23 protein-coding genes are annotated in these 26,789 nt (G+C 41.4%); 2 read left to right on the forward strand and 21 right to left on the reverse strand.

Annotated features, from left to right (window positions below; translation table 11 throughout):
- Nucleotides 1-82: 82 nt before the first annotated feature.
- A complete protein-coding gene (locus ACRCA4_RS07470; RefSeq protein ID WP_433186345.1) occupies nt 83-1,012 on the reverse strand; it encodes a homoserine O-succinyltransferase in 930 nt (309 codons plus the stop codon).
- Nucleotides 1,013-1,199: 187 nt separating this feature from the next.
- On the opposite strand from ACRCA4_RS07470, the gene ACRCA4_RS07475 reads away from it, so the two are divergent.
- Nucleotides 1,200-2,162 carry an FAD:protein FMN transferase gene (locus ACRCA4_RS07475; protein ID WP_433186348.1) on the forward strand — a complete coding sequence of 321 codons (963 nt, stop codon included), beginning with the start codon at nt 1,200-1,202 and terminating at the stop codon, nt 2,160-2,162.
- 51 nt (nt 2,163-2,213) lie between these two features.
- Here the strand turns inward: ACRCA4_RS07475 and ACRCA4_RS07480 are convergent, their stop codons facing one another.
- The 20 genes from ACRCA4_RS07480 to pncC all read right to left on the reverse strand — a co-directional run bounded on the left by ACRCA4_RS07480 (nt 2,214) and on the right by pncC (nt 24,160).
- Nucleotides 2,214-3,791, reverse strand: a complete 1,578-nt coding sequence (locus ACRCA4_RS07480; protein ID WP_433186351.1) for a hypothetical protein — start codon at nt 3,789-3,791, stop codon at nt 2,214-2,216.
- A gap of 9 nt (nt 3,792-3,800) precedes the next feature.
- Entirely contained in the window at nt 3,801-6,227 is a 2,427-nt protein-coding gene (locus ACRCA4_RS07485; protein WP_433186354.1) for a LamG domain-containing protein, read from the reverse strand.
- A gap of 3 nt (nt 6,228-6,230) precedes the next feature.
- Entirely contained in the window at nt 6,231-7,472 is a 1,242-nt protein-coding gene (locus ACRCA4_RS07490) for a hypothetical protein (RefSeq protein WP_433186357.1), read from the reverse strand.
- 15 nt (nt 7,473-7,487) lie between these two features.
- The gene (locus tag ACRCA4_RS07495; protein ID WP_433186359.1) at nt 7,488-8,462 is read right to left on the reverse strand and encodes an AgmX/PglI C-terminal domain-containing protein; all 975 of its coding nucleotides are present in this window, start codon (nt 8,460-8,462) and stop codon (nt 7,488-7,490) included.
- Complete coding sequence (locus ACRCA4_RS07500; RefSeq protein WP_433186362.1) at nt 8,459-8,992, reverse strand: ExbD/TolR family protein; 534 nt, start codon at nt 8,990-8,992, stop codon at nt 8,459-8,461. The genes ACRCA4_RS07495 and ACRCA4_RS07500 overlap by 4 nt, the downstream gene beginning before the upstream one ends.
- Complete coding sequence (locus ACRCA4_RS07505) at nt 8,989-9,507, reverse strand: biopolymer transporter ExbD (protein ID WP_433186365.1); 519 nt, start codon at nt 9,505-9,507, stop codon at nt 8,989-8,991. The genes ACRCA4_RS07500 and ACRCA4_RS07505 overlap by 4 nt, the downstream gene beginning before the upstream one ends.
- Entirely contained in the window at nt 9,491-10,150 is a 660-nt protein-coding gene (locus tag ACRCA4_RS07510; RefSeq protein WP_433186368.1) for a MotA/TolQ/ExbB proton channel family protein, read from the reverse strand. Before ACRCA4_RS07510 ends, ACRCA4_RS07505 begins: the two co-directional genes overlap by 17 nt.
- A gap of 47 nt (nt 10,151-10,197) precedes the next feature.
- Nucleotides 10,198-10,497, reverse strand: coding sequence for a hypothetical protein (locus tag ACRCA4_RS07515; protein ID WP_433186371.1), 300 nt, complete (start codon nt 10,495-10,497; stop codon nt 10,198-10,200).
- Complete coding sequence (locus ACRCA4_RS07520) at nt 10,494-11,132, reverse strand: tetratricopeptide repeat protein (RefSeq protein WP_433186373.1); 639 nt, start codon at nt 11,130-11,132, stop codon at nt 10,494-10,496. The genes ACRCA4_RS07515 and ACRCA4_RS07520 overlap by 4 nt, the downstream gene beginning before the upstream one ends.
- Entirely contained in the window at nt 11,119-14,010 is a 2,892-nt protein-coding gene (locus ACRCA4_RS07525) for a tetratricopeptide repeat protein (RefSeq protein ID WP_433186376.1), read from the reverse strand. Before ACRCA4_RS07525 ends, ACRCA4_RS07520 begins: the two co-directional genes overlap by 14 nt.
- Entirely contained in the window at nt 14,000-15,889 is a 1,890-nt protein-coding gene (locus ACRCA4_RS07530) for a hypothetical protein (RefSeq protein WP_433186379.1), read from the reverse strand. Before ACRCA4_RS07530 ends, ACRCA4_RS07525 begins: the two co-directional genes overlap by 11 nt.
- Entirely contained in the window at nt 15,874-16,389 is a 516-nt protein-coding gene (locus ACRCA4_RS07535; protein WP_433186382.1) for an AraC family transcriptional regulator, read from the reverse strand. Before ACRCA4_RS07535 ends, ACRCA4_RS07530 begins: the two co-directional genes overlap by 16 nt.
- A 12-nt stretch (nt 16,390-16,401) precedes the next feature.
- Entirely contained in the window at nt 16,402-17,607 is a 1,206-nt protein-coding gene (locus tag ACRCA4_RS07540) for a DUF3570 domain-containing protein (protein ID WP_433186385.1), read from the reverse strand.
- Nucleotides 17,552-17,860, reverse strand: coding sequence for a DUF4266 domain-containing protein (locus ACRCA4_RS07545; protein WP_433186387.1), 309 nt, complete (start codon nt 17,858-17,860; stop codon nt 17,552-17,554). The genes ACRCA4_RS07540 and ACRCA4_RS07545 overlap by 56 nt, the downstream gene beginning before the upstream one ends.
- A complete protein-coding gene (locus tag ACRCA4_RS07550; protein ID WP_433186390.1) occupies nt 17,796-18,284 on the reverse strand; it encodes a TlpA family protein disulfide reductase in 489 nt (162 codons plus the stop codon). The genes ACRCA4_RS07545 and ACRCA4_RS07550 overlap by 65 nt, the downstream gene beginning before the upstream one ends.
- Before the next feature lie 46 nt (nt 18,285-18,330).
- Nucleotides 18,331-18,957, reverse strand: coding sequence for an outer membrane beta-barrel domain-containing protein (locus tag ACRCA4_RS07555; RefSeq protein WP_433186393.1), 627 nt, complete (start codon nt 18,955-18,957; stop codon nt 18,331-18,333).
- Nucleotides 18,927-19,649: an SH3 domain-containing protein gene (locus tag ACRCA4_RS07560; protein WP_433186396.1), complete on the reverse strand. Its 723-nt coding sequence runs from the start codon at nt 19,647-19,649 to the stop codon at nt 18,927-18,929. Before ACRCA4_RS07560 ends, ACRCA4_RS07555 begins: the two co-directional genes overlap by 31 nt.
- A 1-nt stretch (nt 19,650) precedes the next feature.
- Entirely contained in the window at nt 19,651-22,260 is a 2,610-nt protein-coding gene (locus tag ACRCA4_RS07565) for a hypothetical protein (protein WP_433186399.1), read from the reverse strand.
- A gap of 267 nt (nt 22,261-22,527) precedes the next feature.
- Nucleotides 22,528-23,562, reverse strand: a complete 1,035-nt coding sequence (gene recA, locus ACRCA4_RS07570) for a recombinase RecA (RefSeq protein WP_433186402.1) — start codon at nt 23,560-23,562, stop codon at nt 22,528-22,530.
- 106 nt (nt 23,563-23,668) lie between these two features.
- Nucleotides 23,669-24,160: a nicotinamide-nucleotide amidase gene (gene pncC, locus ACRCA4_RS07575; protein ID WP_433186405.1), complete on the reverse strand. Its 492-nt coding sequence runs from the start codon at nt 24,158-24,160 to the stop codon at nt 23,669-23,671.
- 38 nt (nt 24,161-24,198) lie between these two features.
- On the opposite strand from pncC, the gene mutS reads away from it, so the two are divergent.
- The gene (gene mutS, locus ACRCA4_RS07580) at nt 24,199-26,769 is read left to right on the forward strand and encodes a DNA mismatch repair protein MutS (protein WP_433186408.1); all 2,571 of its coding nucleotides are present in this window, start codon (nt 24,199-24,201) and stop codon (nt 26,767-26,769) included.
- Nucleotides 26,770-26,789: the final 20 nt, after the last annotated feature.

Here is a 26,789-nt window from a genome sequence, read left to right on the forward strand (position 1 = left end):
TATGGGCGTTTATTAATAAATATTCCATCTAGATAAGTGCATTATCATCAGTATACCAATACTACTTCTCATTTTATGTAAGTTACTCTATTACCTGACCAATTTTATTAAGATCAAAAGGCGTAGCTTGATAGACATAATAATTAAGCCAATTACTGAATAGCAAAAAAGCATGGCTTTGCCACATTTTAAGGGGTGCTTGAGTCACATCATTATTAGGGTAGTAGTTTTCAGGCATACTGCTATTAATGCCTGCGGCTAGATCACGTTGATATTCTTCATCTAAACTACTGGCATCATATTCTGGATGTCCAGTGACAAAAACTCGGCTACCACTGGTATTTTGCAATAAATAAGCTCCCGTTGCCTGAGCACCGGCTAAAATGTGTAAGTCAGCCTGCTGTTGGTATTTTTCTATGGCTACTTGGCCATAACGAGAATGTGGCACTAAAAAAGCATCATCAAACCCACGCACTAATGGCACAGATGACTGATTAACCTGCTGCCAGTAAACACCTGATAACTTTTGCTCTTTTATCTGTGCCGCTAGATTATAATAATGATACAAAGCGGCATGAGCCGACCAACATAAAAACATTGTTGAGGTAACATGCTTATCTGCCCAAGCTAATATAGCAGTAAATTGCTGCCAATAGGTTACCTCTTCATAGTCAACTAAGCCCAAAGGTGCACCGGTAATAATTAAGCCATCATAGTTTTTATGTTCTACCTCAGAGAAATAATGATAAAAGCAGTTTAAATGGTTTTCGGGCGTATTTTTACTAATATGATCGTCCAGTCTTAATAGCTCAATATCTACTTGTAGCGGGCTATTAGCTAGTAAACGCAACAACTGAATTTCTGTGTTAATTTTATTAGGCATTAAATTAAGGATCGCTATTTTTAGTGGCCGAATATCTTGTTCTACCGCCCGACTTTGAGTCATCACAAAAACATTTTCAGCTAATAAAGCAGAGACAGCTGGCAATTGATCAACCACATTAATTGGCATAGCAAATACTCATTCAATATTAAAGTTAACAATAAGACAACTGTGCTAAAAACAACTCAACATGTCAACAATAAACATCTAGACGTCTACTTTAGATTTAAAAACTCATTGTGCTAACTACTCGTCTTTGCCACAATACTGATTAAAACACTCAACTAAGCGCTTTACTTGCGAGCCTGCCAAATATATGACACGCCTTTTAATTACTATTATTAGTTTACTAATTAGCCAGAGTGCTTATTCCCAGTGGCACCGCTTACCTTTTGAAACCATGGGGACTTCTGCTTATGTTGAGTTTTATAGCCAAGACTCTGATACAGCAGCTCAGCTAATACAGCAGGTACAAGCCGAATTTGAACGCATAAACCAGCTAATGAGCCCTTATATTGCAACAAGTGAATTAAGCCGACTCAACACACTTGCCGCCACTGAAAACATAACGGTTTCAACCGAATTATTTCAGTTATTATCACGCGCAACAGATATCTCCAACCAAACTGCTGGCGCCTTTGATATCACCTTTGCTTCTATTGGTTTTTATTATGATTATCGTCAACATAAAAAGCCTGATCCAAAAGTGTTACAACAAGCTAAACAACTAATTAATTATAAAAGTGTTTTATTATTAGCCGACAATAAAGTGCGTTATGCAAAACCTGGTGTCAAAGTTGATTTAGGCGGGATAGCTAAAGGTTATGCTGTTGAACAAGCGAGTTTACTGTTAGCCAAAGCCGGAATACAACATGCATTAATTACCGCCGGAGGCGATACTCGATTGCTAGGCGATAAACGAGGTTTGCCTTGGCAAGTAGCAATAAAACACCCTCGCCAAGACGATCGTTTTGCCGCACAACTGCCATTAATGGATACAGCTATCAGCACTTCGGGAGACTATGAACGTTTTTTTATAGAAGATGGTATTCGTTATCATCATATTATCGACCCAAGTACAGGTAAAAGTAGTACTGGCTTATTAAGTGTTAGTGTAATTGGTGCCGACACCACTTATACCGATGCCTTATCCACTAGTTTATTTGTCTTAGGCTTAGAGCAAGGCATGCAGTTAATTGAACGTTTACCTGAGTATGAGGCTATCTTTATTGATGCCGCTAAAAAAATGCACTTTTCTAGCGGCTTAGCTCAGCAATAGCAATTTACACTAAGCCTATATCTTGACAATATGCATTAGCTACTGCACCACTTAAACAATCGGAGCAAAAGCGGTTAACCTATCCATACTGGCTGCATTACCTAATCCATGAAAAGGTGCGACTGTGCTGAGCTGACCTTGCTCACCATGCAACGCCATATAGTTTAATAACACTGTCTGTACTAATAAATTAACATTATTAGCTGCCATAGAAGATCCGGTTTCAACAGAGCCATCTGCCCGCATAAATCCAATTTGTTGATGCTTAGCTTGTTCTTCAGGCGAAGAGCCAAGTAAATTAGGCCTACCTTGTGGGTTGTAGACTAGAATAAACGAAGCGGCTGTAGATGAATTGTCTCCAGTCCACTCACCTTTTCCGCGGCCAAACTCTGACTCATCAATTCGGCCATTACTTGCGACCGAACCATCACTATAGATATACATCATCAAAGGTTTATTCATACGTGCGGCATATTCAAGACAAGCTCCCATGCAACGGCCGGCTCGTAAATCGCGTAATTCACCTGTGCCTCGCTCGCCAGTATGATAATCAAACCCCCCCATGGTAATAGACCCCGCGCCAGCAAAACCATTAATAACTAATTTCATCACTGAGGCAGTTTTTCTAAATTCAGCATCACTATTAAATTCATCAACACTGAATATACCAGCCGCACCAACAATGTCGGGATCGGCAGCAGGATCTAAGGTTGCAGGATTACCAAATCTATCAGCAAGATCAGCACTTTTAACATAGCCGCATCGCACTAAGTCTTTAATTACTGCATCTTTTGTAATTTTAGTCTGTACTTGATTTAACTTACTGTCACTAATACGTTGAATCGACTCCATAACCGCAACAGCATCATCTTGACTTAATAAACCAAATAAATCGCCAACATCAACCAAGCCGGTAACATCACTGGGTCTATCAATTTTCGTGGGTCTAAGCTCAGGATTATAAAAAGCTTGTGGTGCCATAGAGTTAGCGCCAGAGTCTGAGCTACGTGAACCTATTAATGGCATTAACGAGCCACTCGCACCCGCTTTAGCTATAGCATACATTGGGTTATGTGGATTATTACTAGTATCATTTTCAGAACGTGTTGGTAATACTGCACCATTTGTCATGGCTTGAGTCGCCATGCTAGTGCGCTCTAAAATACCTTGCAACATAGCAGAATCACTATGAAATGCTAAGCCTAACTGAGTATTAATAAACCCTTCTGCCGGATTGGCCGCGTTAACAGCACCAGGGACCATATCCGCAGGAATACCAAGTTTGTTATAGCCTTGAGTAGATAGGAAGTCATGCTGACCACCTGCACCGCCAATCAAAACATTAGAGCCAGCAATGCTAGCACCACCTGCTAAATCAAAACAAATAAAAGGAATCTTACCTGCACCCTCAACATTAATACCACATTGACGTTTTAGTAGTTCTAAATCAGGTGCTAAATCAGCAAAGGCTTTACCTGGGTTAGCAAACATGCTCATCACCGAGCCGGAGGTAAGAATTGCAGCGCCGTAACTTAATCCTGTAGCAATAAAGTCACGCCGAGTTACCGGCTTACTATGACAATTATGTAGTAACGGACTGTCAGGGTGTAATGCTTTAGGTTGTTTCATTTTTTTCTCCTACTGCAACAGCAGTTCCGCACTAGCTAATACTGAAGTACAAGCCGCTTTTGCGATAGTTGCACTTCGCTCTGGACCACAACTTCCTCCGCATTGGCTTAACCTATCAATTAAACCGTCTACTTCAACTTCTGCAGCGTTACGAAGCGCAGCTGAAGAAGCAGATAATGGCATAAGTTGATCTAACAGTTGCTGTAAGAATTGCGTTCTATTAGTTGGGCTATAGGTTTGGGCTGGACTTAAGCTAAAGTCATGGCCCGCAAACCATCGACTACGGATCGCATTATCATCAACAGCCGCATTACAATAGGCTATTCCTAATTGGGTTACAGCCATTTGCTGCGCTGATACAAATGTTTCAATACTGTCTGAGCCAGGTAACTGGCGTTGAATCGTTTGATAAGTACTGGCAACTCCAGCCCGCTGCTGCGGCACTCCTGTTAAGGCACTCATACTGGCGTTAATTTCTGCAAAAGTACGCAAGCCAATATCTGCGGTTTGTTCAACTTGCCTAGTAATTTGCTGTACCGGCACAGTGATCCCGGTTCTAACATGGCTATGCTGGCCAATTTCGCCAAATGATAAGAAAAACTCATCGCTAGCCACACCACGTTCGGCTGGAATAATAGTGCCCTGCTCTGATAATACATGTCCTTGGCTTAAGTCAGTACTTACATCCAAATTATACTCATGTTTAATCCATGCTTGCCCTATACTCGCTTCTTGGCCATTAATACCAATGGCCATACCGCTAATAGAGAGAGCTTGAGGCAAGTTATCACCATTTAAGTTAACAACAAAAGGACGGTTAAACAGGTAAGAGAACTGGTCAAACTGAGCGACTTCAAACACGATATAGCTCTGGGCAAGATCAATTAAATCAGCAATACTAAACAGTAAATAAAACTTCTGTCCTACCCCAACTTCATAATTCTGTTTAATTTGTTCTGCGGTTAAAGCTTTGTTATGTAATGCCAACATGCGGATACTGCCTTGCCATTGTCTATTACCATTGGCTTCATTACCTATCATTAAAGCATAACTAGGATCCCAATTCCGTAACGGCTCTGACTCCGCACTGACACCGCTATCAACACCATTAACATAAATACGCTGCCCATTTACCGGGTCTTGGGTCATAACCACATGCTGCAAGCTAGCTTGTAATAATTCATCGGCATCATTGGTGCTCACAGCCGGTAAACCATCGGCAGCACTAGTACCTCTGCGCAACATAAAGTCATAATTATATTGCGATTGGCCAAGGGTAAAGTTACGCTCCGTCGCGCTACCGGCATAGCTGACTATTGCAGCTGGGCCCATTTGGCTTACATTAGCAGGGATAACCCAAGCTTCCACAGTCATTTCACCCGTTGCATTAATTAAATCAGTGAGTTTTTTGCTACTTTGCGTGCTAGCTTGAGCACGTCCCTGATTAATTTTTATACCCCAGCCTGTTAGCCAATCAATATTTCCTTGCATCGTTAAGTTGGCAGCAGGTTCTACACCTGAGGTGTCGTAAGCAATAGCACCTTCGCCAGTTTTAAATTGATAAAAAGCAATCTGATCTGACTCAAATCGACCTCCACTAGATGCCACTACTCCATCATCTAAACGCAAAGCTTTTGAAGGAACAAGTTGTGGATCAAGCGGTGTTAATTCAACATTATCGGCAATAGTTGTAATTGCCTGTAACATAACTTGACTATCGTCAGTGCAATCTGACCAACAATTATGAAATTCATTAGCCAAACGTATCACTAAACGTGATAGCTCAGGCGTATCTAAATTAATGAGTCTCTTACTTGCTTGATAAGCTGCATTTACATTTTCATCAGCAAAAAAAGGCGATTGCACTTGAGGAGCATTTGGCGCATGACAAGACACACAATGCTGACGCAAAAGAGGGTATACGGTATCGCTAAATAAACCGCTATCATCAGGTAATACCTTGCTGCTACCAGGCTCTCGTATTACAGGTGCCACTAGAGTAATAGTCGCAGCTTCAGCTTCTGTCGTGTTAGCCCAATTTCGTAACCATTGGCTCATTGTATCAGCACAAGCGCTATCACTAGCCAACCAGCAGTTATGACCACCCGCAAGTTTAGTTACCATTAAAGACTTAGATACATCAGTTAAATCAACCAAAGGTAGCGCTGCGCTATAGGCTAAATTAATATCATCGTTACGCGCAAAGTAAGGCGCGGTATTATTAGCGCTATGGCAAGCCCCACAGCGCTCATTAGATGATATATTATCCCATAAGGTTATTTTAAATTGCTGAATAGCTTCTGTTTTAGCAGCAGGGCCATCGTAATTACTATTATCCACTTCTACAGGAGGAGGCGGATTTTGTTCAACTGTTGTCTCACCACAAGCGGTTAATAAAGTTAAAACACTCATCAAACTCAGTATGAAATAACGCATTATTTAGTCTCCCATACAGTAAGTTGCAGTATCAACAAAGACTTGCTTCATACGATAACCACTTGTACTAAAGCGCTCGGTAATACTTCTTACGGCATCCACATCAGCTAAGGTTTGTGGTTGGCGTAAACACACAGTACGAAAAACTTTTTTCACCTGGCACTGTGCAAAAGCTTGAGTATTCGCCAACTCTTCGCCTAAACTTTTTGCACCTGCCCCTTTGCCAGGTAAGCTTTGTGACCAACCAAGAGATTGATTCTGACCTTCTCGCCAATAGTTCTCCCAACCATCATCAGGTGTGATATAGCCATAGACAAAATTACCTGAATTAATATGATACTTAGGTTGTACCTGTGACTGAGTTTGCTGATTAACCGTACCTGCAGCCTGATAAAAAATCTGACCATTATCACCATTATCATCTGTAAATTTATAATCATAATAGGCAAAAGCTTGTGCCATAGGGTCCATACCGGCGTGACAACCAATACAATTATTATTAAATAATCGACTATCCCCACCAGGGCTACGACTGATATCTTGACGAATTCTGCCAGGGCTAATACTAATATCCTGTAATGGCTCTAAATCAGTACAAAGTTGATTCAGTAAAGTAAAACGAAACATTGCTCTATTTGTACCTAAGTAAAAGAAGGCTTTAGCTGCTGCTCGGCTAGTCAATACCCCTGCGGTCGCAGAGGCAGGAATGGCATTTAAACTACTTTGTGCTCTTGGCTCAAGATGCTGCGCTAAATCGACAGCCTGTTGTTCAAGGGCAAGATAATGCGCATTATCGGTACTGCTATAACTCGGTAAGCCTAAACTATCGCTGCCAACATAGAGCACATCGGTCTGCAGCAACTGCCGAAAATCGATATCATCACGAATTAGCCCTATAACGGTAGCTGAGTAATCGTTCAAAGGTTCAAATACATCTTGATCACGGTTGGTTGCCGCGGAAGCAAATAGCTTTAACGTTGTCCGATAAAAGTCAGGATGCTCCAATGCCAATTCAGCGGCGGCTTTAGTATTACCAGCGTCAATTAGCTGCTGCATTTGGCTTAAGGTTGCGGCATCCGCGGGGACGCCTGCCAAACGATCATGTAGTCGCTTAGCTTGCTCTAAAGAACCAGCTTGAAGCGATAAGCTGCTTAACGCCAGCAGACAGGTAAAACTGATACGACCAAGCCAATTCAGTAATACGCTTTTTGGCTCTGAATCAGTGGTGATATAATTTACGTTCATAGCAACCTCAGCTATTTAACTAGGTAAAAACTCTACCGTCCATTGTGATCGCGTTACAGCAACCGGCTCTGCACCAAAATTCACACTTTGTAACCTTAAGCTTAACTGTCGCTCTAGCTTAGGGTCATTTAATTCACTTTGTACCACTTTAACATCGGTGATACTGCCATCAGGACTAATCACAAATTCAAACACAACCTTCCCTTGCAATAAGGGATTTTTACGTAAAGCGCGGCTATATAGGGCATATAAACTGGTTTTGTTCGCCTCTAATGTTTGACGTATTCTTGCCTCTGAGCGGCCTTTAGTCACCGCCGATTCTGTATCATCATCAGCTTGACTTGCAGCTATGCCTCTAACGGCCTCTTGATCTGCTAATCCTTCAATTTGCTGTGCGCTTAATTGCGTATTTCCCACTTCAGCTAATTTAGTCTGCGCTACATCAGCCGTTGCTGTTACAGCTTGTTGCTGAGCAAACTGTTGCTTCGCTTGATTGCTAACCAGATCCCTCTGCACTTGAGCTGCTTGTTGCTGACCTGTTGTTTTTACTTTTGCTTGATTTTTATTGCCGTTAAAACTTTGTCGCATTGCCGCTAAATCATCTTGTAAAGCTAATAACCCCGTCTGTTGCGCCTCTTGTCGCGCTTTGGCAATATCCTGCTTGGCCGTTGGCGTTTTCTCTGCAGCTACTGGCTCGGGTTTAGGCTCTGGTTTAGATTCAGGTTTTGGCTCTGGCTTAGGTTCAGGATCTGGCTCAAGTTGAGGTGTTTTACGCTGCTCTAGCATGACCTTAGCAAGCTGAGCGGGCACTTGTTCTAACTGCTGACGAGTTGGCATCTCCACTTTTAAGGCAGGAATAATGATGGCCAAAACAAGCCAGATAAAAGCACCTATTAGTAATAATCGATAAAATCGATTATCTTCAAATTGCCAGTCTAACTGCGTTGCTGCTAACTCTTCTGCCCCATTATAAGCACTAATAGCTGTCATAGTGCCCCCTGCCCGCTTGCGTTAGGTTTTGCGGTAGCACTAACCGCTAGCGAAATATCACGATATTCGGTTTTAGCACAAATAGTCATAATGTGACGTAAAACAGCATAAGGCGTGCTTGCATCACCTAAAATCGTTAATGCTCGACCCGTTTCTACTAATGCTTCGGGTAAGGCTTCACCACGACTCGCTAAATAAGCGAGCTCTTGACTTAGCGCATCATTAACTGCCAAAGATTCATTATCAATAATCGCTTGCCAGTCACCTTGCCATACCGCTTTACCTTGCACCAATAAACTATTGGCAGTAATGGTTAACATCACTTTTTCTGTTGGCAATACTTCAGAAGTCGATTGCGGTAAGTTTATATCCTTATTACTTTGCAACACTTTCACTTCAGACTGATTTACCATTAAGAAAAAAACCAAAATTGTAAAAATATCCATCAAAGCAACTAAGTTTAACTTGCTTGCTTGAGCTAAACGTCGATTTTGCCGCTCAAGCCTTTTAGCTCTAAATGACTGTTTCATGGCGCATTCTCCGCTTGCGGTAACTCGCCTAGTGAGATTAACGGAAACAGCTCTGCATCGACTACTTGTGCGGTAACGACAGCTTTAAAAGAACGCACTGTATCCATTGCCGTGACTAACGTTTGGTAGTCTAAATCTGGCTCAGCTAAAATGGTAATAGCTTGTTTATCTATTTGTTTTTGTTGCCACGTTAGCTTTAAATCTTGTAAATAAAGACTTAAGCTTGCGAAGTCCAGCTGCCCCTGTTCGGTTAAAACAAATTCTTGCAACGGCACACCTGCTGGATAATTTAAACGCAGCTTATCAGCATGAACTTCAAGCTCAAGCTGCTGCGGTTGCTCACGCTCTTGCTGAATTAATTGTTCGGTTATGCCAGGTAATTGAATATTCAAAACCCGAATTTGGGCAAACACTAAACTCAACAGTAACACCGGCACTAACACAATCATTAAGTTCATAAATGATGTGATATCTAGCTCGGCTTCCGCAAGCTGTGCTTTACGCCTGTTTAACATCCGCATCACCTGTGGTTCGTTTTGCAACACTGTTCATTAATTTGATGCCCGTCATCTCCATTGTATCGATGACGCTGGCCGTTTTACCTTGCAACAAAGCATGAATAAACACCAAAGGAATTGCTGTGATTAAGCCAAACGCAGTGGTATTCATCGCAACAGAAATACTTGCAGACAACAAACTTGCCTTCTCAGATGGGTCAGCATTGGCTACTGCCGAAAATGCGGTAATTAAGCCCATAATAGTGCCTAATAAACCAAGCAAGGTTGCGACGTTAGCTAGAGTGGCTAAAAAAGGGGTTCTTTTTTGTAAGCGAAGACTATACTCCAATACCACCTCCTCCATGGCATATTCCATGTCTTCACGGCGTTTTGAGCCTTGCAGGCGATTAACGCCACTCGCTAACATGGCCAACAAAGGCGCAGTGCTATTTGCGGCAAGCTCAAGGATCCGACCAGAATCGGCTTGTGTTACTGCTGACTTCACTTGCGAATAGGCTTTATTATTTACTCGGTGAACCGAGCTTAAAAACCACCAGCGTTCAACCGCGATAACAATACCTAAGGCTAAAATAAAAGCGATAGGATAAATAAAAATTCCACCTTGTTGTAAAAATAACACAATGCCGTTAAACCACTCCATACTGCTTTTCCTCGTTATACATATAATTTATATTAGTTATTTTGTTATTAGTTGCTATCTGGTTTTGTTTGCAAGCTCACAGTTGCCGACTGCACGGCTATAAAACGTAAAAACTGTTGCCGATCTAATGGCGAAACACTTTTATCATGTTCAGGTAACTGCTGGGCAGGGATCCGTATAATACTGACTGGAGTTTGCCAAGGCAGAATATAAATGGTTTTGGGCTGCTCTTGGTTACCACTAATAGTGGTGCGCAACTTAACAGTTTCAGGCTCAGCAGCTATAACTATTGCACTAACAAAGACACTTAGAATGCCTACTATCAACATATACCTGCTGTTTATCATAAATTCTCCTTAGCCGTTTCTGCACTGATAGCGTCTAATTGTCGCTCTATCAACGCTAACCACATCTTAGCTTTAGGATCAGCCGTTAAGGCATAATAGCGTTGATAATGATACTGCGCTTTAGTTAACTGGCTTAAGTAAAGCTCATACAAAATGGCTAAGTTTTTATGAGCGTTTGCCGTCTCTTCAGCTTCTAATGCACTAAGCCAATACTGTTCAGCTTGGGCAAATTTACCGCTTTGTCGAGATATGATACCCAACAGATTCAAACTAGCGCTATAACCAGGCTTAGCTAACAAAGCTTGCTGCAAACTTTGCTCAGCTTCACTATGCTGCTTTAATTGCCACTGACACAGCGCTAAGTTATACCAAACCCCAGCAAACTGTTTGTCTTGATTAAGAATGCCTTGTAACACTTGTGCCGCTTGCTCAAAATTTTGTTTCTGCATTAACACTTTAGCAAGTTCAAACTGTTTCTGATTATCATCACTTAATGCTAGCACCGCCTGAGCTGCAGTAGCTGTTTCAGCAGGCACATTTAGCGCTGCTTCACTCGGTTTACTAGGGGTCGGCTGCTGGCTGCAGGCTGAGCACAGCATCAAAACTAGCAGTAGGCTATGCTTAATGCGCTTCATCGGCAATCTCCAAGTAAGCTTCGGTTTTATCAAACTCAGCAGGCAATAAAACTTTTAATCGCTCAAAACTTTGTTTAACCCAGGGATCATAGAGTTGTTGCTGAACTAAGGTTGTTGTTTGTCGATACAGTTCAATGGCTTGCTCTTCAAATGGATAGGCTTGTTCTTCTAACAGCAAATCATATTGCTCGGCAGCTAAAGCCGTTAATTCTTGCGGTCGCTCTGATGCTAATAATGCTTTTGCCATTTCTTCATATAATTTAGCTATGCTAAATTGTGCCTGCGGTAAACTTGTTGCCACACCATAGCTGATGCTTTGTTGATAATGGCCAATAGCATCCTGCATATGCTGACGTTTTTTAGTAAGATTAGCTTGTAACGGCCGACGTAATTTAACATTAGTAAACAATGCAAACTCGTGGTCGCCTAGCGCTAAAGCTGCATCAGCTGCCAATTGCTGAGTCCGAGCATTACTTTGGCTAAAGTCAGTACCTTGCTCTGCTTGCTCAAAACTCACTAACTTAGCTAGCCAAAAATTCTTTCGATAGACATCGTTTTTCAATTGATATAACTCAACTAAGTGTTGTCTCGCTTCTTGGGCAATGTCATGCGGCTTAGTGTATTGATTGGCATAATCACGAAAAGTTGAGATTGCTAACTCAATATTTTCAGCCTGTAAGAAATAGTCTGCAGCTAACCAAAGCGCTTCTCGGCGTTGCTTAGGTTCGGTACTCGTTGTTGCATGTTTCAATAGTTGATCTGCAGCTAGCTGCCACTGACCTAATTGTTGATAACTCTGAATTAATTGCGCATTAGCAGCCGCTATGCGCTCTGAATTAGGGTAACGCTTGATATAACGCTGAAGTAACGTTGGCACAGTCGACCAGTTTTTTTGATTAATCAATAAACCAATTTTTTCAAACAGAGCAGCTTCATGAAAACTGGAGTCTGGCAATGCATCTAATAAACGCGTTAAGTGTGCTATCGCTGCCGATGCCTCTATATCTGGTTGCTGTGCTTGCTGATAAATACTTGAGGCATATTGCTGTTGAATTAAACTTTTCCGCTCGCTGCTTAATGACAAAGCTAAAAGTTGCTGTAAGCTTAGTTCAGCCTGATTAAAATAATTTAATGCTATTTCAGATTGACTGCGTAAAAACAAGGCCTCGGCAGCTAGCTGCTCACTTAGCTCTGTTTTGTATAACCAATCAATGACTTTGCCGGCTTGGTCTATAACATGCAAATAGCGCTTAGCACGGTAATCTTGCTGTAATTGCTGTAACGCAACCTGCTGAGCTGCTGGGTGCGCAGGGTGATGTTGAACAAAATCATTTTGCTGCTGCAACCATTGTTGCTGATAAAAAGTCCAACTTTTAGAATCAGAGCTTTGGCTTAAGGCACGTTTTTTGGCTACAAGTTGTTCAGCTAATACTAAGGCTTTATAAGCTGCTTCTTGTGGCACAAATAGACTGGCTGACTCTAGTTGCATATAACCTAAATCAACATATAAAGCATATGCGTTTTCAAATTGCTGACTGCCCGCATAAGATTCTGCTAATAAATAACGAATATCAGTACGGTTATATTCTAATTTATTTATGGCAATTGACGTTGGCTTCACCTCTTGGAGCACCTGACTATAGGCTTTAGAATCGACTACATTTAGCATCTGCTGCCAGTAAGGAATTGCCTGGTTAAAAGCTGCCTGCTGCTCGCTTTTCTTTGCAGCCAGCGCTTGAGCATAATGATAACGCGCAAAGTAATTTAAATACTGTAATAAATGCGGGATCACTTTGCTTTGTTCAGTTTCGTTTGCGCGTTGCCAAAAAGCAGAATCAGTATTAAATAAATCTATATATTGCTGCTGCGCCGTTAATACTTCTGTCGCATTAGCTGTAGCAAGATAGTGTTCAATAAGTTGTAACTGAAATTCAGCAGCAGTATAGGTATCAGCATAATCAGCAATAAATAAGCGATAACTTGCCAAGCTTTTATCAGTAAAACCTTTTTGTTGTAAAAATTCAGCTAAAGCTTGGTAAAGCTGTGCTACTAAGTTTAGAGGTCTTTCACCACTGTCATAGCGGACTTGTTGCAATAAGGCTTGTAAACTTTGCGCCTGCTGCTGATAGCTTAACGATATACTTAAAATATTAAATACTTCTTGGCGTAAACCTTGTTGCTTATCTTCGATCAATAAGGTGTTATAGCTATGATCTAACAATTGCAAAAATTGCTGATCCGCTAAATTAAATTGCTGTAATTTAAAATGGCTCCAACCCGCCATATAACGTGCGTGTTGACTTAAACTAGACTCGTCTTGATCTAATACCTCAAGATAGGCTGCTAAGGCTAAAGAATAATCACCTTTACCATAATGAATATCAGCTTTGCGAAACCAAGCTTCTGCAGCAAAATTAGAATCAGGGTAATCTGATAGCAGCAGCGTTAACTGCTGCAAGCTATTATCAGGCTGCGCCAATAAATCGTAGCTACGCGCTAATTGATAGCGCAACAGCTCATTATTCGGATCATCTGGATACTGCTGCAACAGTGCTTGATAATCTATAATCAAAGCCTGTAATGCTGACTTTTCCGCGGCTAATGGCAAGTCTTGCCGTTCAAATTGCTGAGTACGAAGCTGCGATAAACGATATAAAATTTTCTGACGCATCTGTGGTTGAGGCGACAAACTAAGAATTTGCTGATACAGCTCATCTAATGCTGTCTCAGTAATTTCTGTCTGCTGAGAAAAAGCACTAGGATCAAAGGCCGGCAATTGATTTAAAGTAGCAGGTGTCTTTGGCTCGTCTAAAATAGAACAACCGGCCAATGTTAAGGCAAGAGCTAATTTACAGACTAAATATTGATTAATTCGCATCCGTCGCCTCATGACGACTTAATGGACTAATAGGAGAAGCCGCCGTTAATAACAGCTCCATCATCCTAGCCATTGCCTGTTTGTTATGCCGTTGTAATTGCAACAGTCTCTCTACTTGTGTTATCCGATGTTGTTGTAGTCTTTGATTGACTTGAGCCACTGTGTGCTGTTGTTCGCTAAATAGTGCCATATTTAAATTTTGTTGATTAATATTTAACTGCTTAATCCGTTGCTGTTGCTGCACTAGTCTGGTTTCACCTTTACTCCATTGCGCTAATTTTTCCAATTTAGCGGTGACTTGCTCTAGCAATTTAGAGAGCGCTTGTTGTTTTTGGGTTAACGCCCACTCTCTTGCCGATTGATGATACAGATATTGCCATTGCAATACGCCTTCTAGACGTTGAACACGCATCGCTTGCTCTTGGTATTGTTCACTCTTCTGTTGCTGTAACCAAGTTGAGCGCTGTTTGGCTTGGCTTAACATTGCCAATTGTTGCTGCAATAGACCTTCACTTAAAAATAGTGAATTAGACTTGCTGAGCTCATGAGTTATTTGCTCTTGTACTGAGTTAATTTTTTCAATTAATAGTTGCCGCTGCTGTTCTAGTTTAGATAACTGAGTCTCTAATAAGCTTTGTTGTTTAGCTAGTTTATAATCAGCCACTTGCTGTAATCTTAATAACCGCTGTTGACGTTCAGGCGCTTGATTTATTAATTGTTGTAACATCATACTTTGTTGGTGCAGGCGATATAGCTGTTCATCATTACTAAACTGAATTTGCTGCCATGCTGATAATGGCTTAGCTAACTGATTAACATTTAAAGGATTAGCTTCTTTTAATAAACTCGTTTGTTGTTGTTGGTAATACTCATCAGCCCATCGGTAGGCTGCTAAAGCCGATTCGAACTGTGAATTTCGTTCTAATTGTGTGCCAATTAAGGTTGCAGCTTGCCATGCATTTTCACTAAAAGGCTGCTGCTTAATCTGTTGCTGTAGTACGGCAAGTAAGGTGGGGATATGCCGTTGTTCGGTCAATATTTTCTGATAAAGCGTCAATGCACTGCTGCTCAGAACACTTTGCTGAGCAAACTGGCTTAATATTTCATCTGCCGCTGCCCAATTTTGTTGTTTAATATAAAGATCTGCGCGTGTTAGCTGAACATAATCGACTAAACCTTGGCGCTCAGCCTTAGGGTAAGAAAAGCCTTCCGGGCTGTTTAACACAAACCAATGACCACTAAACAAGCTTTGCCAAAAATTAGTCTTAGCAGTTTGGTCTAATCTAGCTTGTAATTGTGCTAACCATTGTTGTGCAATCTCTGGTTGTTGTTTAGCAATAATTAGCGCTTGATTACTAATTATATAAGGCATTTCTGCTTGATCAGCTAAAGCTGTAAATTCCGGTTGTGTCGGCAGGCTAATTTGAGGCCAGTTAATTAATTGACTCAATAGCTGTTGCTGCCCCAAGTATTGCTTATCTGCGCTGATATTGACTTGGGACAAATAATGTTTCGCTGAGGCTTTATTACCCGCTTCTAATTGAAAACGTGCAAACTGCAATAAAGCTACATTGCGTAAATCTTGCGGCAGACTATCTTTGTTATCTGCAGGCTGGGCTAAAATAGTTTCTAAAAGTGTTGCAGCATGTAATGGCATAGCTAATTGTAGATATAAGCCCGCCTCTAAAAGCTGAGTCCGGGCATCATGGCTTGGCGCTAGCTGCAAAGCTTCTAAGGCCGCTGCAGGTTGCTGTAAATAAAACTGCCATGCTGCCTGGCGGTAATGTTTTTCAGTTAGCTCAATGTCTGCTGCACTGCATAGCCAGCTAAAAAGTAACGTGAGTGCCGCTAGCAGCGGCAAGTTTAATTGCTTGCCCATGGCTGAACAATAAACTCAGGTTGATAATCACTACTGCGATCTTTGATTTTTAATTCCAGTAAAACGGCATCATCTTCTTTGATAAATTGATAACTGACTGCACGACGATAATCCGTATTATCTGGCCCCTTCCCAGTAAAAACTGCCGTTAGTTGATGCTCGCCAGCTTTAACATTAGTTTTAAATAACGGCTGTATAGCGCCGCGTTTTAATGCATCAAGTTGTTGTTTAGTATACAAATGCGCAGTAACCGGTTTATCATTTAATAGTAATTGTATGCTATCTAAATTAAAAAACTGCCCCGTATCTATCGAAACAAAAACGGCCACTTGGGTTTCTGGAGGAAATAGCAATTCTTCTTCTAGCAAAAACAATTCACGATTTAACTGAATTAGCTGCTGCTTAAGCTGTTCAAGTTGTGTTACCGCCGTGGGCTGCTCTGTTTGAGCTAGCACAGGGCAACTGAGCCAAAGTAAACAACTTAATACGACAAACCTCATGGCATAGTCTCACTAAAAATACAGGCTAAAAAAAGCCCGATAAACGTTAGCATCAAACTGATAGAGAGGCTCTAAGCCTACATCAGCACTTGTTATGGTGACATTTCTAAAATTAGCGTAATCAAATCGAATATGATCCCACTGTAAAGTTACTTCAGGTGTTACCTGAGGCAAATAGCGCCAAGTCGGTAATTGATAACTAGCACCAAAACCCAGGGTTAAGTTGCTAAATTTACTTAGTTCTTTATCTCGAGCCATATAGTTTTGTTGATCTTTAAACTGAAATAGATCTTGATAAAACTCAGCTTGATTTTGTCTGTATAACCGCACTTTAGCTTCTAAAGTCCAGTTCGTGGTCAATGGATGAATATACTCAAGCTCGGCATCAAATGCCTGAATATCCCAACTATCTTGGTAATGTCGTAAATTCAAGGTTAAAGCTGCGCGATAAGGTAAGTAAACCTTATTGACTAGAGAAACCGCTAGCGCATTGCGGGTATTAGGATAAATTTCGCTCTGGTAGGCATAACCTAAGGGTTGATTATCATCCCGATAGCGGACACTGCGATAAGGGTTATTAAGAAACCCTTCATCTTGATCAAATTGTAAATTAATCGCACTAATCCAGTTAGTGGCTAAAATTTGGCTCCAGCCAAACTTATAGTTATATCGACGCACTTTAGCTTTAAAATTGTCATCGCCATTACGGCTTACATCATCATTACCTAAGCCTGCTTCCATGCTTAACGTTGTCATGCCACCAAAGGTATCATGAGCAATTCCAAACGACATTGACTTAGCGTTATAATCATTCTCATCACTTTGCGCATAATTAAGGCTTAAAATACTGTTACCAGCTAAGTAATCGATACCTACCCTGCCCTCATTTCGCTTTTCAGTATAAGCAGAGGCTGTTGCTACAACATCAATTGATGCGCCTGACACGGTATCAACGTAATAATAAGCAGATAATGAAATAGCATCTGAGGCTTTTTTTCTTAACATTAACGCCGGGCCATCAATTGATACCCCACCACCTTCGTAGCGATGATACATAATATCCGCTCTATCTTGAGGTAGAATGGCAGCATTAGCACTGCTTACCGATACCAGCAGTATCATGACAAACTGCAAGATCAAGGCTATTTTAGGCTCAGTAAACTTAGTTACAGCCACAGCCACCCCCACCACTGCCATTAGCACCTTTGGCTGCTTCACGAGAATCTCTGACGTGAGCTATGTGCTGCAATGCAACAGGATGTCGACCAAACGCCATAATAGGATCTGCTAACTTATCTCTCTCATACGGCTGCACCCATGGTTGTAACGAACTACAACCACTTAACAATAATAAGCACACAGTGAGTAATAGCTGCGCTGTTTTTTTAAGCTGTGTTATTAGAAAATTATTCACGCAAAAGCCGCTTAATATCTTGTTCATACTTTTTCTCATAACCACTTTGATATCCATGATGAACAGCGCTCACTTCACCATTTTTATTAATAATAACCGTTGTCGGCATAGCTTTGACAGAGTACGCCGCTGAAACAGTATTAGCATCATCAAATAAAATAGGAAAAGTAACAGGGAGTTTATCCAGATAAGCCAAAGCAGCGGCGTTATCAGTCTCTACATTGACTCCCCAAACTTGCACTCCAAGTGCTTGATACTTTTTCGCCAGTTGATCAAGCTTAGGCATTTCTTGTAAACAAGGACCACACCAACTAGCCCAAAAGTTTATTAAAATAATATCACCGCGCTGTTCAGCTAATCGTAAGTTATTACCTTGTAATGTTTTCAAAGTAAAATCAGGAGCACTTTCAGCCACTGAAACTGGTGACCATAAGCCTAATAAGGCTAAGCAAAATATACTTTTAACAACCATCTTTATCATTATTTATACTCTTTTTTATTAACACTTTGCCTATTGTTCTAGTGCTTTAAAAATAAACGGAAAAACCTAAACTAACCGCTAAGTTATGACTCGTTTTAGTTTGAGCCAAAATTGTGGTTTCAAATATATAATCAGTCACTGTTAGCTCTGTTGCAAACCAGTCTGTAATAAATAATCTATATTGACTGCCAAGCTGCATAGCAAAAACATCATCACCGGCAAAGCTTACATTTCCAGCCCCCATAAACACCGACAAACCGGAGTTATAAGCATAATTTTCCGTTAAATATGCTTGTCCAGGCAGCAACATATACCCTAATTGAGCACCATAGAACTGCCATTCTCGCTGACTATCAGTTAATAAAGGCGCTGCGCCACTGAGTTGCTCAAAAGAAGTTAATCCCGCTTTAGCCATGGCTAACTCGGCCCCTAAATACCAATCTTCCGTTATGTGATAAGTTAACTGAGCCTTTAGTAAGCCACTATTACCAAAGTCTTCTATGCTTATGGCTCCGCCACTTAACGCTAAAGACCAGTTTTCACTATCCAGCTTATTCTCATTTATCACATTTTGCTTTATATCAGGAGTAACCTCCTGAGCTTGTACGGGGGCATTATTTACCCCCACCACCATACAACTTGCTAAAAAAATACGCTGAAACCAAGTTTCCATGTGTCTGTCTCTATGTTGTCATCGCTATCTGTCATAATTACACTATGTCGATAGCCGGCTCGCAGAATAAACTGCCTTGTCAGATAAAAGCGCCCACCAAACTCTACACTAGCTAGCGGGTGATTTCGCTCAGTAGTTTGTACTAAAACCGTGCGCGGATTGATATTGATCACGCCGCCACCAAGAGCGAAGTAAGGTGACAGTCGCCAACTAGGGAATGGGTTAATTAAAACACTAAGCTCAGCAATCCGATAGTTTGATTGTTGCCCTTGGGCCTGACCTATGGCCAGCTCAGTTTGCATATATTGGCTAAACGCATATTGGGTATTTAATTGATAATAACTGCTACCATTAAAGTCACCAAACATTAAACCTAACTGCCAACGTTGCTCATGCAACTCAGCACTTTTATCGTCATTTATTACAAAGATCTGATTATCTAAACTTATAACGTGAATTAAATCTTTACGTGCAATCCATAAGTTTTGTTGTTTAAAGTCTACCTGCACCCAGTCTGTACGCCGCTGCATTAAGGTTAACTGCTCGCCTTTTAACGCTACTTGGGTAATGGGATAGCCTCGCCCTGGACCTGAGTGTAAATTAATAAAATCAGATTTAACTTTTACCGCGATCGACTCAGCTACAGATAAAAAGCTAATAAACAACAATATTATGCTTAATCCAACTCTCATCTTAAGGCTCTACTGCTGCGAAGGGTGAATTATAGTATTGTCCACCAATATCAAGCCAAGTACTAATTAGCTTTAACTCTGTTGTCGACAGATAATTTTCATGACTGCCTGTAGCCGAAAATAACGTAAAAAAACGATTACTATTAACGGCACTACCCGCTCGCATTGAGGCTTCTATTTGCACAGTCACCATAATAGGAATAGGCTGGCCATTATCATCTAGAATTAAGTTCCCATCTTCATCTGTTAAGAACAGTAAATTACCATCAGCATCAGTTGCTTGAACTAAACGGTCAACTAAAACACCGCCTACTAATTCTTGCTCATTGTCAGGTCTTAATAATTCTTGATAACTGCGAAAGTGATCAGGCTCTAAATCAGAGGCAGCGGCATCTAATTCTAATTGTGCTGCTGGCAATTGGCTATTACCGTCGTTATCAGTTCGACTATGGCAACTGGTACAAGTGTTGTCTTGTATTAGTTCATTGGTTATAGGCGATATCTGACGTCTATCACGTTGCCAAATAGGCTGAATTTGACTGGGATAATCAATTCGTAACCGACAACGAGCCTGCCACTGTGCAAAACAACTAATGCCAGTGGGACTTGGTGTGTCTAAGTTTGCAAAATCAATATTTACACTTTGATCTGGTTGGCGCTTGTTTGGATCTGTCCAGATATCTACAAAGTTAAACCCCGCACTCAAGGTAGGGGTGCCAAACACTCGCGAGGCTGTTTGAGCTAGGGTTTCTCTTGGCTGTGAATACAATTGCGGATTAATATTTGCCATTAATCCAGCATATTCTAAGCCTGGGTTAATACTTGGCCATTGACCATCTAACCTTCCGTGCGGCCGAGTACTATCACTGGTATGACAGCCATTACAGCTCCGTACTTCACCAGGCCTTAGCGTGATCCAGTTACGGTGTATTGCACTGATAGCTTGACCATCAGCATTTAACACTGCCAAATTAAACGGAATATTTGCCGGAACTTTAACTCTAACTGATCCGTCTGGCGCAATGGGCACTGTACCTAGTATATCGCGCATTTGCTGATTGCGGTTCACCCCAAAGGCACTGTTGTCTATATCTAACACTTCTCTTGGCGGTATCGGCACACCGCGTAGTAATCTTAAATAATGTGCAGGCCGCTGCTCAGCTGTTGTTTGCATCGGATCAGCCAGCACTGAAATATCAACGCTCGACTCCCCTGTAAAATCATATACACTGCGAATATCTAAAATTGCACTTTGTTGGTCCACTAAACTCAAGTCTAAGTTCGCATTCTCAGGCAGGTAAGCTTGTCTGGGGTAAGCTTGCATCACGACAGGCTCAGTAACCAACTTACCTTCTTTTGCTAAGCGCACCGGCACTTGTGTCTGCTGCAGATTATCAAATAGCCAAAGTCCATAAAAAGGGGCTGCTAGATTATAATCAACAATATTATCTACCTGAGCGCAGTTCATTATTTGTTGTTCATTAATAACTCGACAAGGTGACCAGCTTACTAAATAACGGCCAGTATTATCTTTCAATGGAAAGTAACTATTAATAGCTCCAGCCGTAACGGCTTGATTACTATTACTAAAAAGCCAATTAAATAGAGGTGTTTGAGCGGGTTGATTTAATACTTCGCTAAATAAAGGCTGTAAATTATCACTGGCAATAGCTAACGCGACTTTTTGCGGCCAAACATTATAATACTCTGCCAAATTAGAGCTTAGGCCAACCGAAACGTCACCATTATCGAGCACAATGGCTTTAGTAAACTGCACGAGTGTATCCATAGCGCCACTGCTATGTGAATGCCAGCCATAAACGAGCTCATTATCAGTACCATCTGGTTGCATTTGATACCAGTTAAGCATGCTTCTACCTGGGTGATTATCCCAACGGCTGTATAAAATCTTACCGTTTTCTAATACCGTCGGATATAAATCATGGCTTAAATTAAAGCTAATTTGCTCTATATTGCTGCCATCTGCATTCATAACATGTAAATTAAAATTAGCATCATTCAGTCGCTCATCTAAAGCCGTATACTGCGGTTTAAATTCGTCGAGCAATATTTGTCGTGACAATTTCTGGCGACTAGAACTAAATATAATTCTGCCATCAGGTAAAAAGGCAGGGTTAATATCATGTCCGGCTTCAGCTTGTAGCGGATCAGAAATAATAGGGCTTAACTTATCGCTTAGACGATCATATAGCCAAATATTCCATTTAGGCTGAAATTCATCATCTAAGTTAGGGATTTCAGGGGCTCTTAATGCAAATAATAAACGGTTACCATCAGGCGATAGCGCAAGATCTTTAACGTCATAAGCTGCATCTTCAGCAAATAAGCGTGCGGTAATATCTGTTTCAGTAGATGAAGCGAAAGCATTTTTTTTAATAACTAACCTAGCACCAGGAAGAAAAGCAGAAGGTGTTCGCAAGTCTATTGCCATGCTTTCTTGCTCTGGCATAGCTAAACTACGTTCAACAAAAGCTAACGCAAACTCTTCTGTAACTGTTTGTTCAGGCTCTTCTTGAATACTTATATCAGCTTTGCAACTCACTAAGGCAAAACCAATCAGTCCCCAGTATAACCATTTTATTATTATCATAAATTGATACCGGTAATGCTTTATTTAATTAAAACAGCATTTTTATGTTGGTATACCATATCCTTGGCACTTAAACAGAGCAAGTTAATAATAGGCTTTTATTTACTCTTTACTAGCAAATTTGCTACCGATATTAAAAATTCCGTATGTAAATACTTAAGTAAGCTAACACCTTACCTTTAGCAATCCTATCGTATTTTAGATAAAGCAGCCATAAAAAAAGCCAGTAATAAACTGGCCTCTTATCAGAATACTTAATTAAAAAACTTATTCTGCCTCTATTTCTGCTACCGGATCTGTTGGTTTGTCGCCTGGTTTAAGGAGTAAACGCTGGCGTAACTCGGCTTCAATTTCATCAGAAATTGCTGGGTTCTCTTGTAAATAACGAATAGCATTCGCTTTACCTTGGCCAATTTTATTGCCTTTGTATGCATACCAAGCACCGGCTTTGTCAACTAAACCTTGAGCAACCCCTAAATCAACAAGCTCACCATGTTTGTTGATACCAGAGCCATATTGAATAATAAACTCAGCCTGTTTAAATGGCGGCGCAACTTTGTTTTTCACTACTTTTACCCGTGTTTCGTTACCGGTAATTTCATCACCATCTTTCACCGAGCCTATACGACGAATATCTAAACGTACTGAAGCATAGAACTTTAACGCATTACCCCCTGTTGTGGTTTCTGGGTTACCAAACATGACACCAATTTTCATGCGTATTTGGTTAATGAAAATACATAGGGTGTTTGAACGCTTAATATTAGCGGTTAGTTTACGTAGCGCTTGCGACATTAAACGGGCTTGTAAACCCATATGGCTATCACCCATATCGCCTTCAATTTCGGCTTTAGGTGTTAATGCAGCTACTGAGTCAACAATAACGACATCTACTGCCGCTGAGCGAACTAACATATCGCAAATTTCTAGCGCTTGCTCGCCGGTATCTGGTTGAGAAACCAATAAGGCCTCAACATCTACGCCAAGTTTTTTCGCATAAACAGGATCAAGCGCATGCTCAGCATCAATAAAGGCACAGGTTTTGCCCTCTTTTTGCGCCTCAGCAATCACTTGCAAAGTTAAGGTTGTTTTACCTGATGACTCAGGACCATAAATTTCAACAATACGGCCATAAGGTAAGCCCCCTATACCAAGCGCTATATCTAAACCTAATGAGCCTGTTGATACCGCAGCAATGTCTAATGCCGTGCTATCACCAAGACGCATTATTGAGCCTTTACCAAACTGGCGTTCAATTTGCCCTAACGCAGCGGTTAGCGCCTTTTGTTTATTGTCGTCCATTTTTAATTCCATATTTGAGTCGGTGGTTTTGTTGGTCATTTCTCGGTAGTTTGCAAAAAAGCATAACCACTACCAATCGACCATAACTGTATGAGCATACAGTATTCTAGTTTATGCTAGCTGTCAACAGCTCTATACTACGTTTTAACGCATAATCAATGCTTTGTTGCCTAACGTGTTGTCTATCACCGTCAAAGCATTGCCGTTGAGTGATTATAGAGCCTTGCATATAAAAACCAAACCATACTGTTCCTACTGGTTTGTCTGCTGAGCCACCACCTGGACCTGCTATACCTGACACTGAAATTGCACACTGAGCACCTGCCGCTTTAGCGGCACCTACGGCCATTTCAGATACGGTTTGCTCGCTTACCGCACCGTATTGCAATAAGGTAGTACTTTGCACCCCCAGCAATTGTTGCTTAGCTTTATTACTATAGGTAATAAAAGCACGATCAACATAGGCTGAGCTACCTGCTACCGCGGTTAACCAATAACCAATTCCCCCGCCCGTACAAGATTCAGCGGTGGTTATCGTTAACTTTTTCCGTAATAATAGCTGGCCTAAATCGGTTGCCAGCTGCAGACTGCTAACCATAACTGTCCTTATTTTAACTAGGAAGACATAGCCTTATTATGCCGTCAGATAAGAAAATTGAGCAAGCCTTAAGCGCTCACACCCCTATGATGCAGCAATATTTAGGGATTAAAAGCCAACATCCTGATATTTTATTGTTTTATCGTATGGGCGACTTTTATGAGCTCTTTTTTGATGATGCTAAGCGTGCCGCCGCTTTATTAGATATTTCACTAACCAAGCGTGGCCAAAGTGGCGGCGAGCCTATTCCTATGGCTGGCGTACCTTATCATGCCGTAGAAGGCTATTTATCGCGTTTAGTGCAGTTAGGTGAGTCAATAGCCATTTGCGAGCAAGTAGGCGATCCGGCCACAAGTAAAGGCCCTGTAGAGCGCAAAGTGGTGCGTATCGTTACGCCCGGTACAGTCACAGATGAAGCCTTATTAAATGCGCGTCAAGACAGCTTACTTTGCGCCATTAGTCATTCAAGACAACATTACGGTTTAGCTCAATTAGATTTAACCAGTGGCCGTTTTTTACTGAATCAAGTCGATAACGTAGATGATCTTGCCGCATTAATTCAACGCTTAAATCCTGCTGAATTATTATATCCGGAAGACTTTACTGCAGTAGAGTTATTCGAAAAACGTAAAGGTGCCCGACGCCGCCCTATTTGGGAATTTGATTTAGCCACGGCTAAGTCATTACTGTGCCAGCAATTTGGCACCAAAGACTTACTTAGCTTTGCTGTAGAAGATGCGCCTGTAGCGCTGATGGCCGCAGGCTGTGTAATGCAATATGTTAACGATACCCAACGGGCGCATTTACCCCATATCCGCGCTATCGGCCTTGAACGCTCTGAAGATAATATTGTATTAGATGCCGCCACTCGACGTAATTTAGAACTAACCCAAAATTTAGCCGGCAATACTGAACATACTTTAGCCGCTATTCTCGATACTAGCCAAACCGCTATGGGATCGCGATTATTAAAACGCTGGATCCATGCGCCATTACGAGATCAAAAGCAGGTAAACCAGCGCTTAGATGCCGTAACTGAACTGTTAAACCATTACCCAGCTTTACAACCTGAACTTAAAAGCATTGGTGATATAGAACGAGTAATTACGCGTTTAGCCCTACGCAGTGCCAGACCAAGAGACTTTGCCCGTTTGCGCCAAGCCCTGCAACTGCTGCCAGAATTAGCGCCCAAATTAACTCAATTGCACGCAGTGTCTTTACAACGTATTGCTCAAGCGACTAAGCCTATTCCTGAGTTATGCCAGCTACTAGAGCAAGCCATAGTTGAAACACCCCCAGTGTTAATTAGGGATGGTGGTGTTATTGCGGATGGTTATCATGCTGAATTAGACCAATGGCGTAACCTCGCAACAGGCGCCTCGGATTACTTAGTACAATTAGAGCAGCGTGAACGAGAACGCACCGGTATTGCATCATTAAAAGTCGGTTATAACCGAGTTCATGGTTACTACATTGAAACCGGCCGTAGTGCCGATATTAAAGTACCAGCTGAATACATTCGACGCCAAACCTTAAAAAACAATGAACGCTATATTATTCCTGAGCTAAAAGAATATGAAGATAAAGTACTTGGCAGTCAAAGCAAGGCCCTTGCTATTGAAAAGCAACTTTATGAACAATTGTTCGATCATTGCGGCCAATATTTAGCACCATTGCAGCAGCTAGCTCAAGCATTGGCCGAGCTTGATGTACTAACAACTTTTGCCGAGCGTGCCGATAGCCTAAATTATTGCCGACCAACCTTAGTTGCCACTACAAGCATTAATTTAGAACAAGCACGACACCCTGTAGTAGAACAAGTATTAACAAGCCCCTTTATAGCTAACCCATTGCAGATGCAGCAACAGCGCCGGATGTTGATGCTGACAGGCCCGAATATGGGAGGTAAATCAACCTATATGCGCCAAACAGCCTTAATAGTGTTAATGGCGTATATTGGCTGTTTTGTACCCGCAACTCAGGCTGAAATTGGCCCTATTGATCGTATTTTTACTCGCATAGGCGCCTCTGACGATTTAGCTTCTGGCCGCTCGACCTTTATGGTCGAAATGACTGAAACCGCAACTATTTTGCATCATGCAACCGAAAACAGCTTAGTGCTTATGGATGAAATTGGTCGTGGCACTAGCACCTATGATGGCTTAAGTTTAGCCTGGGCCTGCGCCGAGCACTTAGCAACAAAAATAAAAGCTTTAACGCTATTTGCGACCCATTATTTTGAGTTAACAGAATTAGCAGAGCGCACAGAAGGCATTGTTAATGTCCATTTAGATGCCATTGAGCATGATGAAAGCATTGTCTTTATGCATAATGTACAAGAAGGCGCGGCAAGTAAAAGCTTTGGCTTGCAAGTCGCCCAATTAGCCGGAGTGCCAAAAAATATCATTCGCCAAGCACAACAAAAGTTACGCCAATTAGAACAGCAAAGCTTAGTAGCAGAGCCAAGTAAGTCAGGTGATGCTGTACCCCAATTAGAGTTACCGCTTGTTGAGCATCCCGTTGTGCAGCAGCTAAGCCAGCTTAATCCTGATTTACTCACAGCAAAGCAAGCTTTAGATTTACTGTACCAATTAAAAGCCAACCTTTAACTACAGCAAGCTGTAGTAAG

The sequence above is a fragment of the Rheinheimera sp. WS51 genome (assembly GCF_050936095.1).
In the GTDB taxonomy this organism is placed as follows: domain Bacteria; phylum Pseudomonadota; class Gammaproteobacteria; order Enterobacterales; family Alteromonadaceae; genus Alishewanella.

Excerpts from the sequence above, each read along its gene's own strand:
- ACRCA4_RS07470 (WP_433186345.1), bottom strand. The coding sequence starts at position 1,012 with ATGCCAATTAATGTGGTTGATCAATTGCCAGCTGTCTCTGCTTTATTA.
- ACRCA4_RS07475 (WP_433186348.1), top strand. The coding sequence starts at position 1,200 with ATGACACGCCTTTTAATTACTATTATTAGTTTACTAATTAGCCAGAGT.
- ACRCA4_RS07480 (WP_433186351.1), bottom strand. The coding sequence starts at position 3,791 with ATGAAACAACCTAAAGCATTACACCCTGACAGTCCGTTACTACATAAT.
- ACRCA4_RS07485 (WP_433186354.1), bottom strand. The coding sequence starts at position 6,227 with ATGCGTTATTTCATACTGAGTTTGATGAGTGTTTTAACTTTATTAACC.
- ACRCA4_RS07490 (WP_433186357.1), bottom strand. The coding sequence starts at position 7,472 with ATGAACGTAAATTATATCACCACTGATTCAGAGCCAAAAAGCGTATTA.
- ACRCA4_RS07495 (WP_433186359.1), bottom strand. The coding sequence starts at position 8,462 with ATGACAGCTATTAGTGCTTATAATGGGGCAGAAGAGTTAGCAGCAACG.
- ACRCA4_RS07500 (WP_433186362.1), bottom strand. The coding sequence starts at position 8,992 with ATGAAACAGTCATTTAGAGCTAAAAGGCTTGAGCGGCAAAATCGACGT.
- ACRCA4_RS07505 (WP_433186365.1), bottom strand. The coding sequence starts at position 9,507 with ATGTTAAACAGGCGTAAAGCACAGCTTGCGGAAGCCGAGCTAGATATC.
- ACRCA4_RS07510 (WP_433186368.1), bottom strand. The coding sequence starts at position 10,150 with ATGGAGTGGTTTAACGGCATTGTGTTATTTTTACAACAAGGTGGAATT.
- ACRCA4_RS07515 (WP_433186371.1), bottom strand. The coding sequence starts at position 10,497 with ATGATAAACAGCAGGTATATGTTGATAGTAGGCATTCTAAGTGTCTTT.
- ACRCA4_RS07520 (WP_433186373.1), bottom strand. The coding sequence starts at position 11,132 with ATGAAGCGCATTAAGCATAGCCTACTGCTAGTTTTGATGCTGTGCTCA.
- ACRCA4_RS07525 (WP_433186376.1), bottom strand. The coding sequence starts at position 14,010 with ATGCGAATTAATCAATATTTAGTCTGTAAATTAGCTCTTGCCTTAACA.
- ACRCA4_RS07530 (WP_433186379.1), bottom strand. The coding sequence starts at position 15,889 with ATGGGCAAGCAATTAAACTTGCCGCTGCTAGCGGCACTCACGTTACTT.
- ACRCA4_RS07535 (WP_433186382.1), bottom strand. The coding sequence starts at position 16,389 with ATGAGGTTTGTCGTATTAAGTTGTTTACTTTGGCTCAGTTGCCCTGTG.
- ACRCA4_RS07545 (WP_433186387.1), bottom strand. The coding sequence starts at position 17,860 with ATGGATATCAAAGTGGTTATGAGAAAAAGTATGAACAAGATATTAAGC.
- ACRCA4_RS07550 (WP_433186390.1), bottom strand. The coding sequence starts at position 18,284 with ATGATAAAGATGGTTGTTAAAAGTATATTTTGCTTAGCCTTATTAGGC.
- ACRCA4_RS07555 (WP_433186393.1), bottom strand. The coding sequence starts at position 18,957 with ATGGAAACTTGGTTTCAGCGTATTTTTTTAGCAAGTTGTATGGTGGTG.
- ACRCA4_RS07560 (WP_433186396.1), bottom strand. The coding sequence starts at position 19,649 with ATGAGAGTTGGATTAAGCATAATATTGTTGTTTATTAGCTTTTTATCT.
- ACRCA4_RS07565 (WP_433186399.1), bottom strand. The coding sequence starts at position 22,260 with ATGATAATAATAAAATGGTTATACTGGGGACTGATTGGTTTTGCCTTA.
- recA (WP_433186402.1), bottom strand. The coding sequence starts at position 23,562 with ATGGACGACAATAAACAAAAGGCGCTAACCGCTGCGTTAGGGCAAATT.
- pncC (WP_433186405.1), bottom strand. The coding sequence starts at position 24,160 with ATGGTTAGCAGTCTGCAGCTGGCAACCGATTTAGGCCAGCTATTATTA.
- mutS (WP_433186408.1), top strand. The coding sequence starts at position 24,199 with ATGCCGTCAGATAAGAAAATTGAGCAAGCCTTAAGCGCTCACACCCCT.